The following is a 19,167-nucleotide window of genomic DNA, read 5'->3' as shown; positions in this document are numbered from 1 at the left end:
TCCCTTCGTTACCGGCCACGCCTGCGGGCGGCCGAGGCTTCGAGTCCTGATCTGCGGAGCTGGGCGCGCACCTGGCTGCCGCCTTCGGCGCCGCCGTCGGTCTGCGCCTCTCCCGAGGCCATCGCCTCCACGGTCTGGGCCAGCGCGGCCACCGTGGGCGCCTCGTAGAGGATGTGCGGGGGCAGCTCGTCCAGCTCGAACGCGCGGCGGACCGCGGCCACGATGGTGACGCCGAGCAGCGAGTTGCCGCCGAGTTCGAAGAAGTTGTCCAGGACGCCGACCCGCTCCAGCTTGAGCAGGTCGCACCAGATCCCGGCGATCTTCTCCTCCGCGGGGCCGGTGGGCTCCTGGTAGGAGGTGACCAGTTCGGGCCTGGGGTGACGCTCGCCGCCCGACTCGGCGGCGGTGACCGCCTCCAGGGTGAACATCGAGCTGCCCTCGACCAGCGTCGGGAAGTCCTGGGTGGAGACCACGACGCGGGTCTCGCCGCTGGCCAGCACCCGCAGCAGCGAGCGCCAGCCGTCCTCGAACCCGATGCCGATGCGCACCCGGTTCTTGCGGAAGAAGTCCTGGAGCCCCTCGTCGTAGCCGGCCAGGCCGGCCTCCCAGGCGTTCCAGGTCCACTCGCCCCAGTCGACCGACACCACGCGGGTGCCGGAGGCGGCCATCCGGTGGGCGTAGGCGTCGAGGTAGGCGTTGGCGGCGCAGTAGTCCACCTGGCCGGGGCCGCCGCCGGTGGCGGAGGTGATCGAGGAGAACAGGACCAGGAAGTCCAGCTCGGCCTCGTCCGGCTCGCCCAGGCGCAGCGCCTCGGCCAGCGCCCGCATACCGGCGATCTTGGGCGCCATGACCTCGTCGAGCTCTTCCGGCCGCTTGAACTGCATGAGCCCCATACCGGGCACGCCCGCCGCGTGCAGCACGCCGTGCAGCGTGCCGAACCGCTCGCGGGCCCGCCCGACCGCGCGGGCGACGTCGTCCGCGCTGGCCACGTCGCCGACGACGACCTCGACCTCGCCGCCGGCCGCCTCGATCGCCAGCACCCGCTCGACGCGGTGGCGTACCGTCTCGCCGGCCTGCTCGGCGCCGCCCAGGATCGCGGCCCAGCGGGAGCGCTCCGGCAGGCCGTTCCTGGCCAGCAGCACCAGCTTGGCCTGCGACTCCTTCGCCAACTGCTCGGCCAGGCCGAGCGCGATGCCGCCCAGGCCGCCGGTGATCAGGTAGACGCCGCCGTCGCGCAGCGGCTCGGCCTCCGGCAGCGGCATGCGGTCGTAACCGGGCACCCAGCGCCTGCCGCGCCGCAGCGCCACCGTCCTGGCGGACTGCTCGCGCAGCAGCTCGGCCACCAGGTCGGCGGGGCCGTCCTGCTCGGCGTCGATGAAGCGGGTGCGGACGTTCGGGTACTCCAGCGGGATCACCAGGCTCGGGCCGATCAGCTGCGCGCTGTCGGGGTTCGTGACGTCCTCGCCGAGCACCTGCTGGGTGCCGGTGACCGCCACGTCCAGCGACCAGCGGTCCACGCCCGACTCGCCCGCCGCCCTGGCCAGCGCGACCAGTGTGTGGGGGCCCTGCGCCGTCGCGTCCAGCCCCCAGAGATGGACGACCCGGTCGAGGGGACGGCCCGCGCCACGCAGGTCTCTGAGCAGGGCCGCGGTGTCGGCCACGTTGCCGGGCCGGATCGTGTAGCCGTCCGGGGAGGTGGTGTAGGAGTCGCCCGGCCGTACGACGGAGATGGGCTTGTCCGTGCTAAGGCGGAGCTCGGCCACCACGCGCTCGGCCAGCCCGTCGCGGGCGTAGACCAGCCAGGTGGCGGGCTCGGCCTTCGCCGAGGCGGTGACCTGGCGCCAGACGGGCTGGTAGAGCCACTGGTCCTCGGGCAGCTTGGCCAGGCTCGTGATCGCGTCGAACAGTGAGCCCTCGGCGATCGCGTCCTCGACCGTCCTCTTCCTGCCCTTGCTCGCCGGCGGGTCGATCCAGTAGCGCAGCCGCTGGAACGGATAGGTGGGCAGCGGCACGCGGCCCGGCAGCCCCGCGGGGTCGGCGCCCTCGACGCGGCCGTGGTAGGCGTCCCAGTCGAGGGTGGCGCCGCCCAGCCAGAGGCGGGCCAGGCAGCCGGCGAACACCTCGTCGTCGGGCCGGTTGTCCCCGGCGGCCGGCAGTACGTGGGAGATGAGCGGCCAGCGCTGCGGCGGGCAGCCCGCGCCGCGCACGAGCGCGCCGAGCGACTGGCCCGGCCCGATCTCCACGATCGCCAGCTCCGGGTCGGCCAGCAGGCTCTCAAGCCCGGCGGCGAAGCGCACGGTCTCGCACATGTGCCTGGCCCAGTAGCCGGGGTCGCGCACCTCCTCGCCGGCCACCTCGCCGGTCAGGTTCGACACGTACGGCAGCGCCGGGGCGTTGAGCCGGACGTTCTTCTTCACCCAGTCGGTGAGCTCGGCCGCGATCGGCTCCAGCATCCTGGAGTGGAAGGCGTGCGTCGTCCGCAGGGGCCGGCACGGCACCTCCGCCGCCCGCAGCCGCCCGGCCAGGGCGTCCACCGCCTCGCCCGGCCCGGCGACGACCGTCACCTGCGGCCCGTTGACGGCGGCCACGTCCAGCCCGTCCAGCGGGAAACGGCGGCGCAGGCCGTCCTCGGGCATGGAGATCGCGAGCATGGAGCCGCCGGGCAGTCCGGCGATGAGCCGGGCCCGGTGGGCGACCAGCTTGAGCGCGTCCTCCAGGGACAGGACACCGGCCAGGGTGGCGGCCACATACTCGCCGAGGCTGTAGCCGAGCATGATCCGCGGCTGGAGGCCCCAGTCCATGAGCGTGCGGGCCAGCGCGTACTCGACCGCGAACAGCGCGGGCTGGACCAGCTCCGTGCGTTCCAGCCGGGCGGCGCGCTCGTCGGCGGTGTCGCCGCCGCGGCCCAGCAGCGCGGCCAGGCCGGGCGCGCCACCGCGCTCGCCGGTCAGCAGGTCCGCCAGGTCCAGTTCCCGCAGCTGCTCCAGGCAGGTGTCGAGGTGGGCCTTGAAGACGGGCTCGTGCGCGTAGAGCCCGCCGGCCAGGCCCGGGTACTGCTCGCCGACGCCGCCCAGCAGGAAGGCGACCTGCCGTCCCTGCACGGTGTCGACCCGGTTCAGGACCCCGGTGCCGGTCAGTTCCTCCGCCGCTTCCCCGACGGTGGCGGCGACCAGGGCCCGGCGGTGCTCGAACGTCTTGCGTCCCACCTGAAGGGTGTACGCGACGTCGGCGAGCCGGGCCCCGGTCGCCTCTCTCAGGTGCTCGCCAAGGCGTTGGCACGCCTGGTCCGCCGCCGTGGCATTGCGTGCGGACAGCGGGAGCACCTGGTACCTGCGCGGGGACTCGGGGGCGGTGTCCCTGGCAGGCGCCTGTTCGACGACGAGGTGCACGTTCGTGCCGCCCATGCCGAGCGAGTTGAGTCCGGCGATGCGCGGGCGCCCGTCACGGGTGCGCCACTCGGCCAGCTCGGTGTTGACGTAGAACGGGCTGTCGTCGAAGTCGATCTCGGGGTTGGGGCTGGTGTAGTGCAGGCTCGGCGGGATCATCCCGCTGTCCAGCGCGAGCGCCGTCTTGATCAGGCCGCTGGCGCCGGCGGCGCGGTCGAGGTGGCCGACGTTGGTCTTCACCGAGCCGATGGGGCAGTACCGCTTGTCGCTGGTCTGGCCGAAGGCCCGGGTCAGCGCGGCCACCTCGATCGGGTCGCCGAGCTCGGTCGCGGTGCCGTGGGCCTCGATGTAGCTGATGTCGTCACCGCTCACGCCGGCGTCGGCCATCGCGTCGGAGATGACCCTGGCCTGGCCGACCACGCTGGGCGCGGTGTAGCCGACCTTGAGCGCGCCGTCGTTGTTCATGGCCGCGCCGCGGATGACCGCCCAGACGTGGTCGCCGTCGCGGATCGCGTCCGGCAGCCGCTTCAACAGTACGGCAGCGGCCCCGTCGCCGAACATGCTGCCCCGCGCCCGCGCGTCGAACGTGCGCACGTGCCCGTCGGGCGACTCCTGCCCGCCCGGCCCGAACTTGTGGCCCACCCGGTCCGGCACCCGGATCGAGACGCCGCCGGCCAGCGCCAGCTCGCACTCGCCCGCCCGCAGGCTCTGCACCGCCATGTGCGCGGCCACCAGCGAGGTGGAGCAGAACGTCTGCACCGCCACGCTCGGCCCGTACAGGTCGAACAGGTAGGACACGACCGTGGTCAGGGCGTCCTTGTCGTTGCCCATGATGACTTCGAAGTCGCTGAAGTCGTCGCTGCCGGCGCCGAGCAGGTGGTCGCTCATGCGCAGCAGGTAGGTGCTGATGTTGGCGCCGCCGAACACGCCGACCCGGCCCCGGTTCTCGGGGGCGGCGTACCCGCCCTGCTCCAGGGCCTCCCAGCAGACCTCCAGGAAGGCCCGCTGCTGCGGGTCGGTGATCGCGGCCATGCGCGGGCTCATCCCGAAGAAGGCCGCGTCGAACTCGGCGACCTCGTCCAGCACCGGCCGCGCCGGCACGTAGGCCGGATCACGCACCAGCTCGGGGTCCACGCCCGCCGCCACCAGCTCCTCCTCGGAGAAGAACGTGATGGACTCGACGCCGTCACGCAGGTTGCGCCAGAAGGCGCCGACGTCGGAGGCGCCGGGGAAGCGGCCGGCCATGCCGACGATCGCGATCCGCCGATCGTCGTCGTCCTTGCTGGGCGCCGCCCGCTCGACGACTCTCGCGGGCACTCTCGCGGGCGCCGCGGACACCGCCGCGCCGCGCTCGTCGAGGATCGCCGCCAGCCGGTTCACCGTCGGCGCCTCGAACAGCATCACCGTCGGAACGGCCACGCCGAACCGCTCCTTCACCAGCCGGAGCATCTGCAGCGCGACCAGCGAGTTGCCGCCCAGGTCGAAGAAGTTGTCCCGGGTGCCGACCGGCTCGACGCCCAGCACCTCGGACCAGAGCTCGGCCAGGCCGCGCTCGGCGTCCGTGAGCGGCGGGCTGTACGGCTGCGGCAGCTCAGGCCGGGGAAACCGGTCCCCCTTGGCCGTCACCGGCGTGGTCGCGGCCGCGCGCGGCAGCCGGTCGTCCAGCCCGCCCGCCGCCACCACCAGACCCGGCTCGGGCGCGGCCAGCAGCCGGTCGAAGGCGGCCATGCCCTCTTCCGTGCTCATCGAGTGCGCCACCATCGCGGCGCCGAGCCCGCCGCCCAGGCGTTCCAGTGAGACCGCCCAGGTGTCCCAGCCCGCCGCCACCCACGTGGTCGGGGTACGGCGGGCGTGGACCCGGTGGGCCAGCGCGGTCAGGGCGGCGTTGGCGGCGGCGTAGCTGCCGAACGTGATGCCGCCGAGGATCGAGGAGGTGGAGGAGAACAGCACACAGAACGCCGGCGGCCGCTCCATCTCGTCGAAGACCCGCTCCAGGACCATGGCGCCGGCCACCTTGGCGGCGAAGTGCCTGGCCACGGCGGTCTCGTCCAGGTCGCGCAGGGAGACGAAGGTGTCGGGGCTGCTCTCGGCGGCCAGGTGGATCACGCCGTCCACGCCGTCGAGGGCGGCGCGCATGGCGTCCGGGTCGGTGACGTCCACGGCGGGGGTCAGCACCTCGACGCCGCGCGTCCTGAGCCGCTCCACGGCCGCGTGGCGCGGGTCGGCGGCCTGCCCGTTGGGGCTGCGCAGGCCGTTGCGGCCGGTCAGGACGAGGCGGCCGGCTCCGGCGTCGGCCAGGTGATCTGCCAGCAGGAGGCCCACCGGGCCCAGGCCGCCGGTGATCAGGTAGGCCCCGCCCTTCTTGACGCCCTCTCGCGGGCCGGCGGGCTTGACGCCTTCTGGCGTGCCGGCGGACTTGACGCCTTCTCTTGTGTCGGCGGGTTTGACACCTGCTCGTGTGTCGGTGGGGCGTACCGGCTCGAAGTCGCGCAGGAGGCGGCGGCCGTCGCGGTAGGCGGCCAGCACCTCGCCCTGCGGCGCGGCGAGTTCGGCGGCCAGCAGCGCGGCGGCCTCCCCTGCGGCCAGGCCGGGCGGCAGGTCGACGGCGCGGCAGTCGAGGTTCAGGTACTCCTGGTTGGCCACCAGCGGCAGCGTCGCCACGGCCGCCTGGGCGGGCGACGGGCTCTCGCCGGGAAGCACGGCCTGGCCGCCGGAGGTGACCACGAGGATCCGGGTGTTGTCACCGCTCTCGGCCCAGGTGTCCAGAAGCGCGGACACGGGCAGCAGGGCCTCGCGGCCGTCGCCGCCGTCGTCGGTGTGGTCGAGCATGCGCAGGTCGATGACCACGTCGGCGGCTCCGGGACCGGCGTCGATCTCGACGTCGGTGCCCGCGGCGCGCAGGGCCTGTGCCAGGGCCTCGGCGACGCCGCCGCGGTCGGCGACCAGCACGGCCCGCCCGACCGGCGCGGACGCCCCGGCGGTTTCCGCGGCGGTCCACTTCGCGGCCATCACCCGCACGTGCGGTTCCGGCGTGGCGGCCGGTGCCGGGATGCCGGCCGGCGCGACGGCCGGCGCCGTGGCGGTGGGCGCGTCCACCCAGTAGCGGGTGCGCTGGAACGGGTACGGCGGCAGCGACACCTTGGCCACCGGGCGGTCCTGCTGGTAGCCGGCCCAGTCCACCGGTACCCCGGCCAGCCACAGCCGGCCGACCGCCTCGGCGAGCACCTTCCCGGCGGGCCGCTGGTCGCTCTCGGCGGGCAGCGCCTGCACGATGAGCGGCCACCGCTCGCGCGGGCAGTCGCGGTGCCCGCGGACCATCGCGCCCAGCGACGGCCCCGGGCCGATCTCCAGCAGCGCGGCCTCGCCGTGCCCGAGCAGCGTGCCGATGACCTTGTCGAACTGCACCGGCGCGCACATGTGCTCGGCCCAGTAGCCGGGGTCGGTCACCTGCTCGGCGGTGGCGAGGGCGCCGGTCACGTTGGAGACGTAGGGGATGCGGGGCGGGTTGAGCGTGATGGTGGCCGCGATCCACGCGGTGAGCTCGCCGCGGATCGGCTCCATCATGCGGGAGTGGAAGGCGTGGGTGGTGGCCAGCGGGCGGCACGGGATCGACTCGGTCTCCAGCAGCGCCCGCACGGCCGCCATGCCCTCCGGCTCGCCGGAGATGACGGTCAGCTCGGGGCCGCTGACGGCGGCCACGTCCACGCCGGGGACGGCGGCGATGCGCGCCCGCACCTCGGCCTCGGCCAGCGGGACTGCGCTCATGCCGCCGGCGGGCAGCTGGTTGATCAGTTTGGCCCGGTGGGCGACCAGCGCGAGCGCGTCGTCCAGCGAGAGGACTCCCGCCAGGGTCGCGGCCACGTACTCGCCGAGGCTGTAGCCGGCCAGGATCGACGGCTCGACACCCCAGGAGCGTACGAGCCGCGCCAGCGCGTACTCCACCGCGAACAACGCGGGCTGGAGCAGGTCGGTCGAGGTGGCGTCCGAGGCCTCGGCGCGGCCCAGCATCCTGGCCAGCGCGCCCGCCTCGCCCGTCACGCGGGGGCGGAGCATGCCGGCCAGCGGGTCGGCGCCGTCCATGAGCCCGCGCAGCGCCGTACGGCACCGGTCGAGCGTCTGGGCGAAGACCGGCTCGGTGTCGTAGAGGTCGGCGGCCATGCCCGCGTACTGCTCGCCGGTGCCGGCCAGCAGGAAGGCCACGGGCCGGTCGTCACGGGTGTCGGAGCGGGTGAGCACGGCCGGCTCGCGCAGCCCGGCCACGGCCTCGGCCGTGTCGCCGGCGACCAGTATCCTGCGGTGCCCGAACAACTGGCGGCCCGACTGTAGCGTGTGCGCCACGTCGGCCAGCCGTACGCCGTCCTCGGCCTCCAGGTGGGCGGCCAGCCGGTCGGTCATCGCGTCCGCCGCCTCGGCGGTGCGCGCCGACCAGACCAGAAGCTCGGCCCTCGGCTCCGTCTCCGGCCTCGGCACCGGCGGCGCCTCCTCCAGGACCACGTGGGCGTTCGTGCCGCCGATGCCGAAGGCGCTGACCCCCGCCCTTCTGGTACGGCCCGCCGCCCGCGGCCATGAGCGCAGCTCCGTGACGACCTCGATATCGGCGTCGCCGCTGCTGAGCTGCTGGTTGGGCGTGACCAGGTTGAGCGTGGGCGGGATCTCGTCGTTGCGCAGCGCCAGCGCCGCCTTGATGAGGCTGGTCACCCCGGCCGCCCGGTCGAGGTGGCCCAGGTTCGTCTTCACGGAGCCGACGAGCAGCGACTCGCCGCGGAAGACCTGCTGGATCGCGGCGAGCTCGGCGGCGTCGCCGAGTGCGGTGCCGGTGCCGTGCGCCTCCACGTAGTCGATGTCGGAGGGGGCCAGGTCGGCGGCGGCCAGCGCCTCGGCCATGACCGCGGCCTGTCCCTGCACGCCGGGCGCGGTGAAGCCGACCTTCTTGCCGCCGTCGTTGTTGACCGCCCAGCCGCGGATGACCGCGTAGATCTGGTCGCCGGCGTCCAGCGCGTCCTCCAGGCGGCGCAGCACGATCACGCCGACGCCGCTGCCGAGCGGGCTGCCGAGTCCCGCCGCGTCGAAGGCGCGGCACTCGCCGTCGGGCGGGGCGATCCCGCCGGGCTGGTAGATGTAGCCGACCCGGTGGGGGACGTTGACGGCGACGCCGCCGGCCAGCGCCATGTCGCACTCGAACCCGGCCAGGCTCGTGGCCGCCGCGCAGATGGCGACCAGCGAGGTCGAGCAGTAGCTCTGCACGCCGTAGCTGGGTCCGGTCAGGCCGAGCGTGTGCGCGACGCGGGTGGTCAGCGAGTCCTTGTCGTTGGCCAGGCCGAGGGCCAGATGGCCCATGACCTCGCCGATGCCGCCGGGCAGCAGGTTGTTCTGCATGTAGGAGCTGTGGGCGCAGCCGCCGAAGACGCCGATGGAGCCGTCGAAGCGGGTCGGGTCGCAGCCCGCGTCCTCCAGCGCCGCCCAGCCGTGCTCCATGAACAACCGGTGCTGCGGGTCGAGGATCTGCGCCTCCTTGGCGCCCAGTCCGAAGAACGAGGCGTCGAACAGGTCGATGCCCTCGATGACCGGGTTGGCCTTCACGTAGCTCGGGTCCTGGAGCTGCTCCTCGGTGACACCCTCGGCGCGCAGTTCCTCGTCGGTGAAGCGGGTGATCCCCGATCTGCCCGCCCTGATGGCGGACCACAACTCGGCGACGCCGGGCGCGCCCGGGAACCTCCCGGACATCCCGACGATCGCGATGTCGGTGCCGGCGCTCTCGTCACTCACGGTTCCTGTCCCTTCCGGTGCTGGGCCTTCCGCTTGCGGACCGGGCGCGGCGGCGCCGCTGACCCCTCGCCGAGCTGCTGGTCAGTACTTCCTGCGTGGCCGACTCGCCGCCGTCGACGGCCGCGGCGAACGCGGCCACGGTCGGGTGCTCGAACAGCACGGCCGGGGCGATCGGGACGCCGAGCTCCTTCTCGATGGCGAGCACCATGGCCATCCCGACCAGGGAGTTGCCGCCGAGGTCGAAGAACGGGTCGTGCACGCCCACCTGGGCGATGCCGAGGTAGGCGCCCCACATCTCGGCGATCAGCGTCTCCCGCTCGTTACGCGGCGGCGCGTAGTCGGTGCGCAGTTGCGGGCGGGGGAAGCGCTCGCCGCGCGGGACCGCGGAGGCGGCGCCGATGAGGTTGTCGATGTCGAGCATCGCCGTCCACTCCCTGACCACCTCCCCGAGCGGCTGCCTGGCGGCCAGGACGTGGCCGTGGCCGCCCTGGATGATCGTGTCGAGGAGCTCGTTGCCGGCCTCCTCGGCGAAGCCGTACCTCTCGCGGTAGGCGCGTACCCGCTCGGCCAGGCCGCCGGTGCCCTTGAAGTTCTCGGCCTGCCAGTCGTCGTGCAGCCAGGGGCCCCAGGAGATGGAGACGACCTTGGTGGAAGGGGCGGTGGCGGCCAGCGCCTCGCCGTAGGCGTCGAGGACGCTGTTGGCGGCGCAGTAGTCGCCCTCGCCGATGCCGCCGAACGCGGTGACCGCCGAGGAGTACAGGACGAGCAGCTCCGGCCGCTCGTGTTCGGGGGTCCGCGCGCCGACCAGTTCGGCCAGCGGGCCCATGGCCAGGACCTTGGGCGCGAGCACCGCGCGGGCCTCGGCGACGGTCCTGCGCTGCATCAGCCCGCCCGCGGGCAGACCGGCCGAGTGGATCACGCCGTGCAGGGCGCCGTAGTGGCCGCGCACGTCCTCGATGGCCCGCCCGAACCGCTCCGCGTTCCCTGTGTCGGCGGCCACCAGCAGCACCCGCGCGCCCGCCGCCTCCAGCGCCGCGACGTCCTGGAGCGTGCGCTCCGCCCGGCTGCCGGGCTCCGGCGTCGCCTCCCTGTCCAGTGGGGTACGGCTCAGCAGCGCCAGCTTCCTGACCCCGCTCCGCACCAGATGCCTGGCCAGCCCCATCCCCAGCCCCCGGGTACCACCCGTGATCAGGTAGACCCCGTCGGCCCGCCAGGGAGAGCCCTCGCCTGATGGCGCGGACGGCACTTCGGACCAGGCGCGCAGCCACCGGTGGGAGCGGCGCCAGCCGGCCAGGGCGTCGCTGCCGCCGACCTCGGCGACCAGTTCGGCGGCCAGTTGCCCGGCCACCGGCGCGTCGGCCGGGGCGTCCGGGTCGAGGTCGACGCCGGTCCAGCTCAGGTCCTTGAACTCGTGCTGCACCGCCCGCCCGAACCCGTGTGCCATGGCCTGCTGGGGCGCGAGCGCGTCCCCGCCGAGGATCTCCGTGGCGCCCCTGGTGACGGTGAGCAGCCGGGAACCGGGGGCGACGTTCATGGCCTGGGTGGCCAGCAGCAGGCTGTCGAAGCCGTGGCCGATGGCCGCTACCAGGTCGGTACGGTCCGACAGCAGGCTCCACAGGTGCGCCACGTGCACGGGACCGTCGGGCAGGTCGCCGAACACCTCGGCGTAATGGGCCGGGTCCGCGGGGTCGATGGTCAGGCGGCGCCCTTCACGGTGGGCGTGGGTGCCGGGGAGGACCTCGATGACCGTGGTGCCGCCGGCTTCGGCCAGGCCGGCGAGAGCCGTACCGGCGAGGCCGTCGGAGAAGATCACGAGCGGGCCGGGCAGGGAGAGGAAGGCCGGGAGTGCGGGGCGTGCGGCGGCCCGCTGCCACGCGGGCACGAACCGGAAGTCGGCCGGGTCGCTCGAACGGGCGGGGGCTGTGGTCCCGATACCGGTGGCGGCGGTCCCGAGGCCAGTGGCGGCGGTCCCGAGGCCGGTGGCGGCGGTCCTGATGACGGTGGCGGGGGCGACGTCCCGGCCAGGCTCGGGCCAGAAGCGGGTGCGCTGGAACGGGTAGCCGGGCAGGGTGGTCACGCCCGCGCCGGACGGGCCGGTCAGGTCCCAGCGGATCGTGGCGCCCAGTTCCCACAGCCGGCCCGCGCTCTCCAGCAGCTCGGTCCTGGAGTCGCGGCGCTCGCCGGTCGTCCACAGCGCGGGCAGTGTGCCGAGGACGGCGGCGGGCCCCGCACCGGCGAGGTTCTGGCGGACCAGCCCGCCGAGCGTCTGCCCGGCGCCCAGTTCGATGAAGACGTCGATGTCCTGGTCCACGCAGTGCCGCACCCCGTCGGCGAAGCGGACCGGGCTGACGAGCTGGTCGGCCCAGTAGGTGGCGCTGACGGCCTGTTCGGGGGTGAGGGCGGCGCCGGTGAGGTTCGCGACGATCGTGGTGGCCGGCGGCTTTCTCGGAACGGTCTCCAGCAGGGCCAGCAGCTTGTCGCGGGCCGGCTGCAGCAGCGAGCTGTGGAAGGCGTGCGCCGAGCGCATCGGGCGGCAGGCCAGCCCGGCGGCCATCAGGACGGCGGTGGCCTGCTCGATCTGGGCGGGCAGGCCGCTCAGGACCGTCATCGACGGGCCGTTGAGCGCGGCCACGTCGACCTCCAGGCCGGGCAGCGCCTCGCGGATGCGCTCCTCCGAGGCGGCCACGGCGACCATGCGGCCCGCGGGGACCGCGTTGATCAGGTGGGCCCGCTCGATCACCACGTGCAGGGCGTCCTCAAGGGTGAAGACGCCGGCCAGGCACGCGGCCACGTACTCGCCGAGGCTGTAGCCGATGAGCATGTCGGGGGTGACGCCCCAGTGCGCGAGCAGCTTGGCCAGCGCGTACTCGACCGTGAACTGGAAGGGGTGGGCGATCGGGGCGTGGTCGAGCGGGTCATCGGCGCGCTCACCGGTGTCGCGGCCGAGCAACGTGGCCAGGTCGTCCTGCCTCGGGGCGGCCTCGGCCTCGAAGAAGGGGCGCAGGTCCAGGCCGGCGTGCGCCAGCACCTGTTCGACGCACTCGTCCACAGCCTGTGCGTAGACGGGCTCGCTCGCGTACAGCTCCTTGCCCAGGCCGGCGTACTGGTCGCCGACGCCGGGGAGCAGGAAGGCGATCCTCGGGTTGTCCTTGGCCCGGGGCGGCGCGGGGGCTTCCGCCAGGGAACGCAGGCGGGTGACGGCCTCGCGCAGGTCCGCCACGACCAGCAGGCGGCGGTGGTCCAGGTGGGCGCGGCCGTTCTGCAGCGTGCGGGCCACGTCGGCCGGGCGCAGGTCCGGCTGCCCGGTCAGGTGGGCAGCCAGCCGTCCCGCGTGCTCGCGCAGCGCCGTCTCGCCGCCGGCCGAGACGGGGAGGGCGTAGACGGGGGCGGCCACGGGCGGAGCTTCGGGGGCGGGGGCCGCTTCCAGGACCACGTGGGCGTTCGAGCCCGACAGGCCGAACGAGCTGACGCCCGCCAGCCTCGGCGCCAGCTCCAGCACCTCGTTGACCGGCTGGACGGTGCCGTCGCCGGGGATGGCCGTCGCGGGACGTTCCAGGTTGAGGTTGGGCGGCACCAGGCCGTTCTCCAGCACGAGCACGGTCTTGATCAGCCCGGCGACCCCCGCGGCGGCCTGCGTGTGGCCGATGTTGGTCTTGATGGCGCCCACCCGCAGCGGCCGCTCGGCCGGGCGCTCGCCGAACACGTCGTGCAGGGCCGACAGCTCGATCGCGTCGCCGAGCTGGGTGCCCGAGCCGTGCGCCTCCACGTAGTCGACCTCGTCGGCGCGGACGCGGGCGGCGGCGTGCGCGCGGGTGATCACGTCGACCTGGGCGCTCCTGCTGGGCGCGGTGAGCCCGTTGCTGCGCCCGTCCTGGTTGACCGCCGAGCCCTTGATGACCGCCCGGATACGCCGCCCGTTGGCCAGCGCCTTCGACAGCGGCTCCAGCACCACCAGGCCGCCGCCCTCACCCATGACGTAGCCGTCGGCGCCTTCGTCGAAGGTCTTGCACCGGCCGTCGGAGCACATCATCATGCCCGCGCACGCCTGGATGAACATCGACGGGTGCAGGGTGAGCGAGCAGCCCGCGGCCAAGGCCAGGTCGCACTCGCCCCTGCGCAGGCTCTCGACGGCCAGGTGCACGGCGATCAGCGAGGAGGAGCAGGCGGTGTCCACGCTCATCGTGGGGCCGGTCAGGTCGAGCTGATAGGCGATGCGCCCGGCGGCCACGCTGGAAATGGCGCCCTGGCCCAGGTACGGGTCGGCGACCGCGTCCCGGCCCTGGAGCTCCATCTGGAGCCGGCCGTACTGGAGGGTGTCCATGTAGCCGACCATCACGCCGGTCCTGCTGCCGGCCATCCGGTCGGGGGCCAGGCCCGCGTTCTCCAAGCCTTCCCACGCCAGCTCCAGCAGCAGCCGCTGTTGCGGGTCCATGCGCAGCGCCTCGCGTGGCGAGATGCCGAAGAACTCCGCGTCCCAGCCGGTCACGTCGTCGAGGAAGCAGCCGTAGCGCGTGTACATGCCGCCCGGCTTCTGCGGGTCGGGGTCGTAGTAGTCATCGATGTCCCAGCGCGCGGGCGGCACCTCGCCGACGGCGCTCCTGCCTTCGCGCAGCAGTTCCCACAGGCCCTCGATCGTGTCGCCGCCGCCCGGGTAGCGGCAGGCCATGCCGACGACGGCGATGGGCTCGTGGCGGCGGTCCTCGGCCTCGGTGAGGTTCCGGCGCGCTTGGGCCAGTTCGACGGTCACACGCTTGAGGTAGGCGCGCAGCTTTTCCTCGGTCCCCATCGGGCGAACCTTTCCGGTAACGGGAGTCATGGGTTCACAGTTCGTTGTCGATGAGCGCGAAGATCTCCTCATCGGAGGCGGCGTCGATCTTCTCGACCATGCCGTCGGCGTCGTTCTGGCCCGCGCCGTACCGGGCGAGGGCGGTCTGCAGGATCGGGACGAGCCGGCCGCGGATGGCCTCGCCCTCCCCGTTGGCGCTGGTGAGCATGGCCTCGACGCGCTCCAGGGCGCTTTCCAGCACGTCCTCGGGCGACGGCGTCTTGGGCGCGAGCGTGCGGAACAGGTAGTCGGCCAGGGAGGTCACGGTCGGGTGGTCGAAGACGAGCGTCGCGGGCAGCCGCAGGCCGGTCTCCGCGTTGAGCCGGTTGCGCAGCTCGACCGCGGTGAGCGAGTCGAACCCGAGCTGGCTGAAGGCGGTGCCGACGTCGATCTGGTCAGGGCTGGCGTGGGCGAGCACGGCCGCGACGTGCGCGCGGACGGTGGCGGTCAGCAGGCGCAGGCTCTCGGTGTGCGGGAGCGCCGCCAGCCGCTCGGCCAGCCCGCCCGCGACCGTCACGTTCGACGCGGTACGGCGGGGCCCGCGCACCAGCCCGCGCAGCATCGCGGGAAGGTCGTCGTTCTCCGCCCTGGCCCGAAGCCCGGCGGTGTCCCAGCGCACCGCCACGACCACCGCCTCGTCGGTGGCCAGCGCCGCGTCCAGCAACTCCAGCCCCTGAGTGGAGTCGAGCGGGGCGACGCCGGAGCGGGCCAGCCTGCCCCGATCGGCGGCGCTGAGCCCGCCGGTCAGGTCGGTGGAGGTGTCCCAGAGTCCCCAGGCGATGGAGACGGCCGGCAGCCCCTCGTCCCTGCGCAGTTCGGCCAGTGCGTCGAGGTAGGTGTTGGCGGCGGCGTAGTTGCCCTGACCGGCGTTGCCGAGGATCCCGGCCAGCGAGGAGAAGAGCACGAAGACCTTGAGGTCGCGGTCCTTGGTCAGCTCGTGCAGGTGATGGGCCGCGTCCAGCTTGGGGGCGAAGACCCGGTCGATCCGCTCCGGCGTCAGCCCCTCGATCGTGGCGTCATCCAGAACCCCCGCCGTGTGCACCACACCGGTCAGATCCGCGATCCCGTTCACCACCGCGGCCAGCGCCTGTCGGTCGGCCACGTCACAGGCCAGCACCTCGACCCGCGCGCCCAGCCCTTCGAGCTCCGCGCGCAGCTCCCCGGCCCCCGGCGCGCCGGGGCCGCGCCGCGACAGGAGCACCAGATCGCGCACCCCATGCCGCTCGACCAGATGACGGGAGATCAGACCGCCCAGGCCGCCGGTCCCGCCGGTGACCAGGACCGTGCCGGAACCGATGGGCTCCGGTTCCCCGGCGGTTCTGCGGGCCACGCGCGGGGCGAACAGCTTGCCGTCGCGCACCCGCACCTCCGGCTCGCCGGTCGCCAGCACCCGCTCCCAGTCCGCGAACCCGTCCGGGACATCGGCCAGGACGAACCGGCCCGGCTGCTCGGTCTGCGCCGTCCGCACCAGCCCCCGGACCACTGCGGCGTCCAGGCCACGCGGTGCGAACACCACCTGGTGGTCCTCGCCGGCCACCGCCGCCAGAACGCGGGCGGTCAGCTCGCGCGGCGTGCCCTCGGCCAGCGGCACCACCGTGAACGCGCCGGCCGGATCGGCCGTGGGCGCGACCTCCACCCAGTCCAGGCCGTGCGGGGCCACCTGGGCGGCGGCCGGTCGGGGTGCGGCCTGCCGTACGCGGAGGGAGTCGATCGAGAAGACCGGGTGACCGGCGGCGTCCACCGCCTCGATCCCGGCGTCGTCGGCGCCGCGCGGCGTCAGCCGTACGCGCAGGAGGGAGGCCTGTGCGGCCGACAGGCGCACGCCGCGGAAGGCGAACGGCAGCCGCAGCGCGCCCTCCTCAGCCGCCAGCACGAGCGGGTGGAAGGAGGCGTCCAGCAGCGCGGGGTGGATGCCGAACCCGGTCACGTCCACCCCGTCGGGGGCGCTGACCTCGGCGAACAGCTCATCACCCGCGCGCCACATCGCGTTCACGCCCTGGAAGGCGGGCCCGTACTCGTAGCCCTGGGCGGCCAGGCGCTCGTAGGCCACCTCCACCGGCTGGGCGCCGTCGGGAGGCCAGGTGGCGGCCCAGCCGGGAGAGGCGGGTCCGGTGACGGCCAGGGCGCCGGAGGCGTGACGGACCCAGGCGTCGCCGGTCTCGGAGAAGATCGTGATGCCGCGCCGTCCGTCGGTCCCGGCGGAGACGACGACCTGGAGGCGGGCGGTTCCGGTGAGGATCAGCGGCGCCTCGATGATGAGTTCCTCGACCAGTTCGCAGCTCGCGGCGGCGGCCGCTTCGAGCGCCAGTTCGGCGAAGGCGGCGCCGGGCAGCAGGACGCCGCCCTCGACCGCGTGGTCGGCCAGCCAGGGCGCGACCTTGGTGGACAGCTGACCGCTGAGCACGAGCCCGCCGTCGGCCACCGGCACGACCGCGTTCAGCAGCGGGTGCTCGGAGCCGTCCACGCCGGGCACGCGCCCCGCCCGCGCGCCGGCGTCCAGCCAGTAGCGCTGCCGGTCGAAGGCGTAGGTCGGCAGGTCCACGTGCCGGAAGGGAGTGGCGGCGAGCGCGGCGGCCCAGTCGACCTCGGCGCCCAGCACGAACGCCTGGGCGAGCGCGGTCAGGAAGCGCCGCCAGTCGCCCGCGCCCTTGCGCAGGGTGCCGCAGATGCCCGCGGACTCGTTCATCTCGGCCACGTCCGCCTGGAGCACCGGGTGCGGGCTCACCTCGACGAACAGCGGCGCTCCGGTGACCGATCCGATCGCCTGCCGGAACAGGACCGGATTGCGCACGTTGTCGAACCAGTAGCCGGCCGTCAGCCGGTCGGTGTCGATGAAGTCCCCGGCCATCGAGGAGCAGAACTCGATGTCGGTACGGCCCGGCCGTACCTCGCCCAGAAGGGCGGGCAGCTCGTCGCGCAGGACCTCCATGTGCGGCGTGTGCGAGGCGTAGTCCACCGCGATCCTGCGCGCCCGGTAGGGCTCCTCCCAGGCGGCGGCCACCTCGTCGAGCGCGTCCACGTCACCGGCGACGACGCACCCGCCCGGCCCGCTGTCCACGGCGATCCACAGCCGTCCCTCGTACGGCGCGGCCAGCTCGCGGACCCGCTCGGACGGCAGCGCGACGGAGAGCATGCCGCCGGTGCCGCCGAGCCGCTCGACGATGACCCGGCTGCGCAGCGCGACGATCCTGGCGGCGTCCTCCACCGAGAGGACCCCGGCGACGCAGGCCGCGGCGATCTCTCCCTGCGAGTGGCCGACGACCGCGGCGGGCTCGACGCCGAGCGAGCGCCAGAGCTCGGCCAGCGCGACCATCACCGCGAACAGCACGGGCTGGATGACGTCGGAGCCGGTCAGCTTCTCGCCCGAGCGCAGCACGTCCTCCACCGACCAGCCGGTGTGCGGCTTGAGCGCCTCGTCGCACGCGCGCAGCCGCTCGCGGAAGACCTCGCTGGCCTCGAGAAGCTTGACGGCCATCCCCGGCCACTGTGATCCCTGGCCGGGGAACAGGAAGATGGTGCGGGCCGCGGCGGCGACGCCCTCCAGGACGGCGGGGTGCGGGGCACCGTCCGCGAGCGCGTCGAGGCCGGCGAGCAGTTCGAGGCGGTCCGCGGCGATCACGACGGCGCGGTGGGCGAACCTGGCCCGGCGGGCGAGCACCGGGCCGGCGGCGGCCAGGTCGGCGAGCGGCGCGGTCGCGGCCCGCCCGCGCAGCCTGGCGGCCTGGGCGCGCAGCGCGCTCTCGGTCTTGGCCGACACGACCCACACCAGCGGCGCGTCCGCCTCGGGGGCGGGCTCCTCGTCGGGGCCGCGCTCCAGGATCAGGTGCGCGTTGGTGCCACTCACGCCGAAGCTGGAGACGCCGGCGCGCGGCGGGCGCTCGCCCTCGGGCAGCTCGACCTCGTCGGTCAGCACCCGTACGCCGCCCTGCGACCAGTCCACGTGCGGGGTCGGCTCGGCCACGTGCAAGGTGCGCGGCAGCACCCGGTGCTCCAGCGCCTTCACCATCTTGATCACGCCGCCGACCCCTGCCGCCGCCTGGGCGTGCCCGAGGTTCGACTTGAGCGAGCCCAGCCAGAGCGGCCGGTCGGCCGGCCGCCTGCGTCCGTAGGTGGCCAGCAGGGCGTGCGCCTCGATCGGGTCGCCGAGGGTGGTGCCGGTGCCGTGCGCCTCCACCGCGTCCACGTCGTGGAGGTCGAGGCGGGCGTCGGCGAGCGCCTGCTCGATCACGCGCTCCTGGGCGGGTCCGCTCGGGGCGGTCATGCCGTTGCTGGCGCCGTCCTGGTTGACCGCGCTGCCGCGTACGACGGCCAGGATGCGGCGGCCGTTGCGGCGCGCGTCCGACAGGCGCTCCAGCAGCAGCACCCCGGCGCCCTCCGCCCAGGCCACCCCGTCGGCCGTGGAGGAGAACGCCTTGCAGCGTCCGTCGGGCGACAGCGCCCGCTGGCGGGAGAACTCCACGAACGGCACCGGTGACGGCATCAGCGTCACGCCGCCGGCCAGGGCAAGCGTGCACTCGCCCCGGCGCAGCGCCTGGGTGGCGAGGTGGATGGCGACCAGCGAGGAGGAGCAGGCGGTGTCGATCGAGATCGACGGGCCCTCCAGGCCGTAGACGTAGGAGACGCGGCCGGACAGCACGCTGGCCACGGAGGAGGTGAACAGCGTGCCCTCGATCGCCTCTGGCGAGCCGTCGAGGAAGCGGTTGGAGTAGTGCTCGTACATCACGCCCGCGTACACGCCGGTACGGCTGCCGCGCAGCGTCCCCGGGTCGATCCCGGCCGCCTCGAACGCCTCCCAGGTGGCCTGGAGGAACAGCCGGTGCTGCGGATCGGTGCCGAGCGCGTGGCGCGGGCTGATGCCGAAGAACGCGGCGTCGAAGTCGAACGCGTCGGGGATGAAGCCGCCGTTGCGCGTGTAGCTCTTGCCGATCGCGTCGGGGTCGGGGTCGTACAGGTCATCGAGGTTCCAGCCGCGGTCGTCGGGGAAGTCCCCGATGGCGTCGCGGCCGGAGCGCACGAGCTCCCACAGTTCCTCGGGGCTGCTGACGCCGCCGGGGAAGTGGCAGGCCATGCCCACGATGGCGATGGGCTCGTGGCGACGGCTCTCGTCCTCGGTCAGGCGCCTGCGGGTCTCCGCCAGTTCGACGGTGGCGCGCTTGAGATAGTCGCGGAGCTTGTCCTCGGTACCCATCG

At 74.1% G+C, this 19,167-nt stretch carries 3 protein-coding genes; all 3 read right to left on the bottom strand.

The genetic code is table 11. From position 1 onward, the window contains the following. Nucleotides 1–8: 8 nt before the first annotated feature. From ACIBKY_RS45545 to ACIBKY_RS45535, 3 genes are read right to left on the bottom strand one after another with little or no spacing between them, the layout of a single operon-like run. Nucleotides 9–9,152, bottom strand: a complete 9,144-nt coding sequence (locus ACIBKY_RS45545) for an SDR family NAD(P)-dependent oxidoreductase (protein ID WP_397107250.1) — start codon at nucleotides 9,150–9,152, stop codon at nucleotides 9–11. Beyond that, nucleotides 9,145–13,938 carry an SDR family NAD(P)-dependent oxidoreductase gene (locus ACIBKY_RS45540; protein ID WP_397107248.1) on the bottom strand — a complete coding sequence of 1,598 codons (4,794 nt, stop codon included), beginning with the start codon at nucleotides 13,936–13,938 and terminating at the stop codon, nucleotides 9,145–9,147. The genes ACIBKY_RS45545 and ACIBKY_RS45540 overlap by 8 nt, the downstream gene beginning before the upstream one ends. A 34-nt stretch (nucleotides 13,939–13,972) precedes the next feature. Next, nucleotides 13,973–19,165 carry an SDR family NAD(P)-dependent oxidoreductase gene (locus ACIBKY_RS45535; protein WP_397107246.1) on the bottom strand — a complete coding sequence of 1,731 codons (5,193 nt, stop codon included), beginning with the start codon at nucleotides 19,163–19,165 and terminating at the stop codon, nucleotides 13,973–13,975. Nucleotides 19,166–19,167 lie beyond the last annotated feature (2 nt).

Origin of the sequence: Nonomuraea sp. NPDC050394, from assembly GCF_044459065.1 — a bacterium.
Classification (GTDB): Bacteria; Actinomycetota; Actinomycetes; order Streptosporangiales; family Streptosporangiaceae; genus Nonomuraea.
This window is presented reverse-complemented; position numbering and strand designations above follow the sequence as displayed.